Origin of the sequence: Mesorhizobium sp. M0047, from assembly GCF_040323315.1 — a bacterium.
GTDB lineage: Bacteria > Pseudomonadota > Alphaproteobacteria > Rhizobiales > Rhizobiaceae > Mesorhizobium.
On the sequence record NZ_JAMYUW010000061.1, the window covers coordinates 21,831 to 29,036 of the forward strand.

General features: G+C 61.6%; 7 protein-coding genes. All 7 read left to right on the forward strand.

Translation table 11 applies throughout. The annotated features are described in order from the left end of the window. Positions 1-69 precede the first annotated feature (69 nt). Complete coding sequence (locus NKJ89_RS33315; RefSeq protein WP_352608708.1) at positions 70-1,236, forward strand: D-alanyl-D-alanine carboxypeptidase family protein; 1,167 nt, start codon at positions 70-72, stop codon at positions 1,234-1,236. A 143-nt stretch (positions 1,237-1,379) separates the two neighbouring features. After that, the gene (gene tmk / locus NKJ89_RS33320) at positions 1,380-2,054 is read left to right on the forward strand and encodes a dTMP kinase (protein WP_023757828.1); all 675 of its coding nucleotides are present in this window, start codon (positions 1,380-1,382) and stop codon (positions 2,052-2,054) included. Beyond that, the gene (locus NKJ89_RS33325) at positions 2,051-3,106 is read left to right on the forward strand and encodes a DNA polymerase III subunit delta' (RefSeq protein WP_352608709.1); all 1,056 of its coding nucleotides are present in this window, start codon (positions 2,051-2,053) and stop codon (positions 3,104-3,106) included. The genes tmk and NKJ89_RS33325 overlap by 4 nt, the downstream gene beginning before the upstream one ends. Positions 3,107-3,246: 140 nt before the next feature. Next, the gene (gene metG / locus NKJ89_RS33330) at positions 3,247-4,797 is read left to right on the forward strand and encodes a methionine--tRNA ligase (protein WP_352608710.1); all 1,551 of its coding nucleotides are present in this window, start codon (positions 3,247-3,249) and stop codon (positions 4,795-4,797) included. Next, the gene (locus tag NKJ89_RS33335; protein ID WP_352608711.1) at positions 4,797-5,606 is read left to right on the forward strand and encodes a TatD family hydrolase; all 810 of its coding nucleotides are present in this window, start codon (positions 4,797-4,799) and stop codon (positions 5,604-5,606) included. The genes metG and NKJ89_RS33335 overlap by 1 nt, the downstream gene beginning before the upstream one ends. Next, entirely contained in the window at positions 5,603-6,424 is an 822-nt protein-coding gene (locus NKJ89_RS33340) for an MBL fold metallo-hydrolase (RefSeq protein ID WP_352608712.1), read from the forward strand. The genes NKJ89_RS33335 and NKJ89_RS33340 overlap by 4 nt, the downstream gene beginning before the upstream one ends. A 297-nt stretch (positions 6,425-6,721) precedes the next feature. After that, on the forward strand, positions 6,722-7,206 hold a 485-nt coding region (locus tag NKJ89_RS33345; protein WP_352608713.1), incomplete at its 3' end, for a helix-turn-helix domain-containing protein.

Below are 7,206 nucleotides of genomic sequence, written 5' to 3' on the forward strand. Positions count from 1 at the left end.
ATCCGCCCCGCAAAAAGCCTGATAGTTTTTGCGGGCTTGCCGGCCGGGCCGGCCAATGGGTCGAACATCATGCAATTGCGCTTGCTCCAGCCTCTCGCCGGGCTTCTGGTTTTTGGCCTGCTGCTGTTTTCGCAGGCTCCAGTGCGTGCGCAGCTGTTCGAGACCAAGGCCACGCAGGTCTTCATGATCGATGCCGAGACCGGGACGGTGCTGTTTTCGAAGGATGCCGACAAGCTGATACCACCGGCCTCGATGGCCAAGCTGATGACCATGGAAGTGGTGTTCAACGCCATCAAGTCGGGCCGCCTGAAGCTCGACGATACGTTCGTGGTCAGCGAGAACGCCTGGCGCAAGGGTGGCGCGCCTTCGGGAACATCGACGATGTTCGCCAAGCTCAAGTCGGCGGTCCGGCTCGAGGACCTGATTCAGGGCGTGGTCGTGCAGGCGGCTAATGATGGCTGCATCGTCATCGCCGAAGGCATGTCCGGGTCCGAGGACAGTTTTGCCGCGCAGATGACCGAGCGCGCCCGCCAGATCGGCCTCAAGACATCGACTTTCGTCAACTCGACCGGCCTGCCGGCGGATGGTCAGCAGACGACTGTGCGTGAACTGGCGCAGCTGGCCGTGCACCTGTGGCGCGATTATCCGAATTTCTATCGCTACTATGGCCAGAAGGATTTCACCTGGAACAAGATCTCACAGAGGAACCGCAATCCACTGCTGGCGATGGATATCGGCGCCGACGGCCTGGCGGTCGGCGCCAGCGAGACGTCAGGCTTCGGCATCGTCGGTTCAGTCAGCCATAACGGCACTCGGGTGTTCGCTGCTATGAGCGGGCTGGCCAGCGACAAGGAGCGGGCCGAGGAGGCGCGAAAGTTGCTCGACTGGGGCGTTCGCTCCTTCGAGAAGACCGAAATCTTCGCAAAGGATGAGATCGTTGGAGAAGCCCAGGTTTTCGGCGGCGCCAAATCGGGGGTGACGCTGAAGGCCAAGGGTCCGATCGACATCTTCCTGCCGATCACCAACCGCGACAAGCTGACGGCCAGGATCGTCTACAACGGCCCGGTCGCAGCACCCGTTGAAGAGGGGCAGCCGGTGGGCGCGTTGCGGGTCTGGATCGGCGATACGCTCAGTCAGGAGACACCGCTTTTCGCCGCCGAATCGATCGGCGTCGGTACGCTGCCGCAGCGCGCGCTCGATGCCGTCAAGGAGCTGGCGGTCGGCTGGCTGCGCTAAATGCATGTCGCTCAAAAGTGGCCCCGGTTTTGGGGGCAACGATATGCACAAAAGCAGAAAATCGACGGCATGGACGTTTCGCCGAACGCGGACTATCTAGAGCGCTACAAGCCCATTCAAGCATGGACAAGAAGGCCTCTCGGTTGGCACGCGGATTTTTCATCACCTTCGAAGGCGGCGAAGGGGCAGGCAAGTCGACGCAAATCGAGCGGCTGGCCAGGAAGATGCGCGCCAAGAAATACGATGTCCTCCTTACCCGTGAGCCGGGCGGCTCGCCGGGTGCCGAAGCGGTCAGGCACGTGCTGCTTTCGGGGGCCGCCGAACCGTTTGGGCCGAAGATGGAAGCGTTGCTTTTTGCGGCGGCGCGGTCCGACCATGTCGAACAGGTCATCCGACCGGCGGTCGAGCGTGGCTCCATCGTGCTTTGCGACCGCTTCCTGGATTCCTCCCGCGTCTACCAGGGCGTCACCGGTGGCATCGATCCAGCGTTCATGAATGCGCTGGAGCAGGTCGCCATCAATGGCATGATGCCCGACCTGACGCTGATCTTCGACATCGATCCGGCCGAGGGCCTGAGACGCGCAACACTGCGGCGCGGCGCCGACGCAGACGCCGACCGCTTCGAAAAAGAGACGCTGGCGATCCATCAGGCCCGCCGCGAAGCGTTCCTGGCGATCGCCGCGGCCGAGCCGGAGCGCTGTATCGTGATCGACGCGGCCGCCGAGCCGGATGCGGTTGAGAATGTCGTCACCGCTGCTGTGTTCGCGGCGCTGGCGTCAAGAACGCCGGCGCGCAACATGCGGGCGACGCCAGCATGATCTTCGAACGTATTGCGCCGGAGCAGCACGACACACTGGACGGCGTGCCCGAACCATCCGAAACGCCACGCCTGGTCGGACACCGGCAGGCCGCCGATATGCTCACCGCCGCCTATCGCGCGGGAAAGCTGCCGCATGCGCTGATCTTCTCCGGACCGATCGGCATCGGCAAGGCGACGCTTGCCTTCCATCTCGCACATCATCTCCTGAAGCACCCTGATTTCGCGCTGGCGCCGGAAAGCCTTGCCACGCCCGATCCGGCGTCGTCGCTGTTTCGCCAGATCGCCACCGGGGCGCATCCTTCCGTCCTGCATCTGACCCGGCCGCTTAACGACAAGACCAAGAGTTTCAAGACAGTCGTCACCGTCGATGAAATCCGCAAGGTCAGCCGCTTCCTGTCGCTGACCTCGCATGACGGCAGCTACAGGGTCGTCATCGTCGACCCGGCCGATGACATGAACACCAATGCCGCCAATGCCTTGCTGAAAAACCTTGAAGAGCCGCCGGCACGAACGCTGTTCATCCTGATCGTCCATGCTCCGGGCAGCCTGCTGCCGACGATCCGGTCGCGCTGTCAGGTGGTGCGATTGACGCCACTCGACGCCGACGACCTGATGGCGGTGCTGGAAACGACTGAGCCATTGCCGCCTGACGATCCGGCGGCGCGGGCGGCTTTGGTGGGCCGGGCAGGGGGTAGCGCGCGCAATGCCATCCTGTTGACGCAGTATGGCGGGCTGGAGATCGCTTCCACGCTCGACGCTCTGGTCACCGGAAGAAAGAGCGATGTCGGCGGCGCGTTCCGCCTTGCCGAAGCCGTCGCCGGCCGCGACCAGACGATCCAGTTCGATATCTTCAACCGCCGGGCGCTGGATCTGTTGTCGGACGCGGCAAGCCAGGCGGCGCTGGCGGGCGACCTGGCACGGGCCAAAACCCTGTCGGACACTTGGCATGAGGCGCTGGACGCTATATCTGAGACCGACACCTACAATCTCGACAAGAAGCAGCACGCCTTGACCATGATCGACCGCCTGAATTCTGCAATGCGAATGTGACGGCCTTTTGATGCATGCCGTTGCCCCTAGAACCGGGGCCACTTTTGGACGGCATGCGTTGGCAGCGGGATGGCAATCGCCCTCCCGATGCGATATCCACCGCCACGCCTTTCCTTTCAGACATTCATGACGGTTCATTCATGTCACGCGACAAATTCTATATCACAACCCCGATCTTTTACCCGAACGGCAAGCCTCATATCGGTCATGCCTATACGGTCATTGCAACCGACGCACTGGCTCGCTTCCAGCGCCTGGACGGCAAGGATGTCTTTTTCCTGACCGGCACAGACGAACATGGCCTCAAGATGCAGCAAACCGCCGAGAAGGAAGGCATCACCCCTCTGGCGCTTGCCGACCGCAATTCGGCTATTTTCCGCGAGATGACCGAGGCTATGGGCGGCTCGAATGACGAGTACATTCGCACGACAGAGCCGCGACACTATGAATCGTGCCAGGCAATCTGGAAAGCGATGGCCGCCAATGGCGACATCTATCTGGACCGCTATAGCGGCTGGTATTCGGTTCGCCAGGAAGCCTATTTCGACGAAGGTGAGACGACGCTCGGCGAGGATGGCGTGCGGCGCGAACCGCTTGGCTCGCCCGTCGAATGGAATGAAGAAGAGAGCTACTTCTTCCGGCTTTCTGCCTACCAGGACAGATTGCTGGCCCTTTTTGACAGCCAGCCTGATTTCGTCGGGCCGACCGAACGCCGCAATGAGGTGCTGAGCTTCGTCAAGTCCGGGCTGAAGGATCTGTCGATCTCCCGTACGACCTTCAAATGGGGCGTGCCAGTGCCAGGCGACGACAAGCATGTGATGTATGTCTGGGTGGACGCCTTGACCAATTACATCACCGCCGCCGGCTATCCCGACACAAAGGCCGGGAAATGGCAGTATTGGCCGGCCACGCATATCATCGGCAAGGACATTGTCCGCTTTCATGCGGTCTACTGGCCGGCGTTTCTGATGTCGGCCGGCATCGAGTTGCCAAGCCGCGTTTTCGCGCATGGCTTCCTGTTCAATCGCGGCGAGAAAATGTCGAAATCGGTTGGCAATGTCGTCGATCCATTCGCGATGGTCGAGCACTATGGTCTCGACCAGGTGCGCTACTTCTTCCTGCGCGAGGTGCCGTTCGGCCAGGATGGCAGCTACAGCCATGACGCGATCGTCAACCGCACGAACGCCGACCTAGCCAACGGACTCGGTAATCTGGCGCAGCGCTCGCTGTCGATGATCGCCAAGAACTGCGACGGCGTGGTGCCGCAGCGCGGCGACCTTACGGATGCCGATGGCGCGATGCTGGATCGGACCGTCGCCGCCCTGGATAGCGCGCGCAAGGCGATGGCCGAGCAGGCTATCCATCTGGCGCTGGCGTCAATCTTCGGGGTGGTGGCGGAGGCCGACCGATACTTCGCCGGCGAGGCACCGTGGGCGTTGAAGAAAACCAATCCGGCGCGCATGGAAACCGTGCTGTGGACGACCGCAGAGGTCGTGCGTCGCGTGGCGCTGCTGTGTCAGCCCTTCGTCCCGGGATCGGCCAACAAGCTGCTCGACCTGCTGGCGGTGCCGGCGCAGAGCCGCGATTTCGCACATGTCCACGCAGACTATGCGCTGGTGCCTGGCACCGCATTGCCACCGCCGGAAGGCGTGTTTCCGCGTTATGTCGAACAGCCGGACGCGAACATCTGATGCTCGTCGACAGCCATTGCCATCTGGATTTTCCGGATTTTGCCGAGGAGCGGGAGGCCATTGTCGCCCGCGCCAAGGCGGCCGGAATCGGCCGTATGGTGACGATCTCGACCCGTGTGAAGCGATTCCAGCAAATCATTGAAATCGCCGAAACTTTCGATGACGTCTACTGTTCGGTCGGCACTCATCCGCACAATGCCGCGGAAGAATTGGACGTGACGTCGGTCGAACTCGTACGGCTGGCCGCTCATCCAAAAGTGGTGGCGATCGGCGAGGCCGGGCTCGACTATTTCTACGACAAGGCGCCGCGCGATGTGCAGGCACGGGGCTTTCGCAATCACATCGCCGCGGCGCGTGAGACAGGATTGCCGCTGGTCATCCATTCGCGCGATGCCGATGAAGACATGGCAGCCATCCTCGAAGACGAAACAGGGAAGGGCGCCTTCCCGTTCATCCTGCATTGCTTTTCCTCAGGGCGCCGGCTTGCTGAAATCGGTGTTGCGCTCGGTGGTTACGTGTCGTTCTCAGGCATCCTGACCTTCAAGAATTCGGCTGAGTTGCGCGCCATTGCCGCCGATGTGCCGCATGACCGACTGCTGGTCGAAACCGACGCGCCCTATCTGGCGCCCGTGCCGTTTCGCGGCAAGCGCAACGAGCCGGCCTATGTCGCCGATACCGCCAAGGTGCTGGCCGAAACGATCGGCGTCAGCGAGGCTGAAATCGCCGCGCTGACAACGAACAATTTCTTCCGCCTGTTCGGCAAGATGCCGCGACCTCCCGCTTGGCCGAGCAAAGCACCTGAACGATGACCGACCGGCTGCGCCTCACCATTCTCGGCTGCGGCTCGTCGCCAGGCACGCCGCGCATCACCGGCGACTGGGGCAATTGCGATCCGGACAATCCGAAGAACCGCCGCATGCGCACCGCCGCACTGGTCGAGCGGATCGCGGCCAATGGCAGCCGCACAACCGTCGTTATCGACACCGGGCCGGATTTCCGCCAGCAGATGCTGCTGGCCGGCGTCAGGCGCATCGATGCGGTCGTCTATACGCACCCACATGCCGACCATATTCACGGTATCGACGACCTGCGTGGTTTCGTGCTCGATCAGCGCCAGTTGATCGATATCCACGCCGACAGCGCAACAATGCTTCGGCTGCGGGAGGCGTTTAGCTACTGTTTCGAGACGCCGCAGGGCAGTTCCTATCCGCCGATCGTCAAGCCGCATCTCATCGATCACGCCAGGGCATTGGTCATCGAAGGAGAGGGGGGTGCCCTCACCCTCGAGCCGTTGCCGCAGATCCATGGCGACATCATATCGCTCGGCTTTCGCGTCGGCGCGCTCGCTTATTGCCCTGATATCAGCGGCTTTCCGGAGGCCACAGCCGAACGGCTGCGCGACCTCGACGTGCTGATCATCGACGCGCTGCAGTACCGGACGCACCCAAGCCATTTCTCACTTGGCGAGGCGCTTGAATGGATCGAGCGGCTGGCACCAAGACACGCCGTGCTGACGCATATGCATGTGCCGCTCGACTACGCCGCGGTCATGGCTGAGACCCCAGCCAATGTCGAGCCGGCCTATGATGGAATGGTGATCGAAATCCCTTACGACTCAGCGCGATAGGAACAGCTCTTCACACCGATGCCGTGCAGACAGCAATGTATGCGGCGAAGGCTGCGGCGGTAGATCATCTTGTCGGCTTGGATCGGCTTCGACGGCGAAAAGCGGCTGTCCGTCAGCGTATGAAAAACATCGGGCTATTTCCAGCCTTACCTCAACACGAAAGTTCCATAATCTATCTTATGCGACCTTATGCGTGTACGAGCAAAGTTAAAATGTCCCACTTCTGCAAAGTAGGAATGTCGCTTCCCCTTTGCTGAATGCCATTCTCCCCGGCGCCGTTTGTGAGGGAGACAGCAAGTGGGATTGGTTTTGATGAGCGAGCGCGAGCTTCAACGCATAGAGGTGCTGTCGAAGGTCACTGATCGGCGGATGACGACCATCGCCGCGGCACATGTTCTGGGTCTGACCAGGCGCCAAGTGCAGAGGCTTTTGAAGACGCTTCAGGTCGACGGCGCTGGCGGACTGCGCCACAAGGCGCGCGGCCGGCGTTCGAACCATCAGATTATAGACGGCATTCGGGATTTCACTCTATCGCTCGTCCGCGAACACTATCTGGACTTTGGGCCGACGCTTGCGGCTGAGAAGCTGGCCGAGGACCATGGTGTCACCATATCGCGTGAGACGCTTCGCAAATGGATGGCGGAGGCTGGGATTTGGCTGTCGCGCAAGCAGCGCCGGACATTCCATCAGCCGCGTCTGCGCCGGGAATCTTATGGCGAGCTGGTGCAGATCGACGGCAGTGATCACCGTTGGTTCGAGGAGCGCGGCGACCCATGCACCCT

What these genes read in the sequence shown, in the direction of transcription:
- NKJ89_RS33315 (WP_352608708.1), top strand. Translation starts at nt 70, where the DNA reads ATGCAATTGCGCTTGCTCCAGCCTCTCGCCGGGCTTCTGGTTTTTGGC.
- NKJ89_RS33325 (WP_352608709.1), top strand. Translation starts at nt 2,051, where the DNA reads ATGATCTTCGAACGTATTGCGCCGGAGCAGCACGACACACTGGACGGC.
- metG (WP_352608710.1), top strand. Translation starts at nt 3,247, where the DNA reads ATGTCACGCGACAAATTCTATATCACAACCCCGATCTTTTACCCGAAC.
- NKJ89_RS33335 (WP_352608711.1), top strand. Translation starts at nt 4,797, where the DNA reads ATGCTCGTCGACAGCCATTGCCATCTGGATTTTCCGGATTTTGCCGAG.
- NKJ89_RS33340 (WP_352608712.1), top strand. Translation starts at nt 5,603, where the DNA reads ATGACCGACCGGCTGCGCCTCACCATTCTCGGCTGCGGCTCGTCGCCA.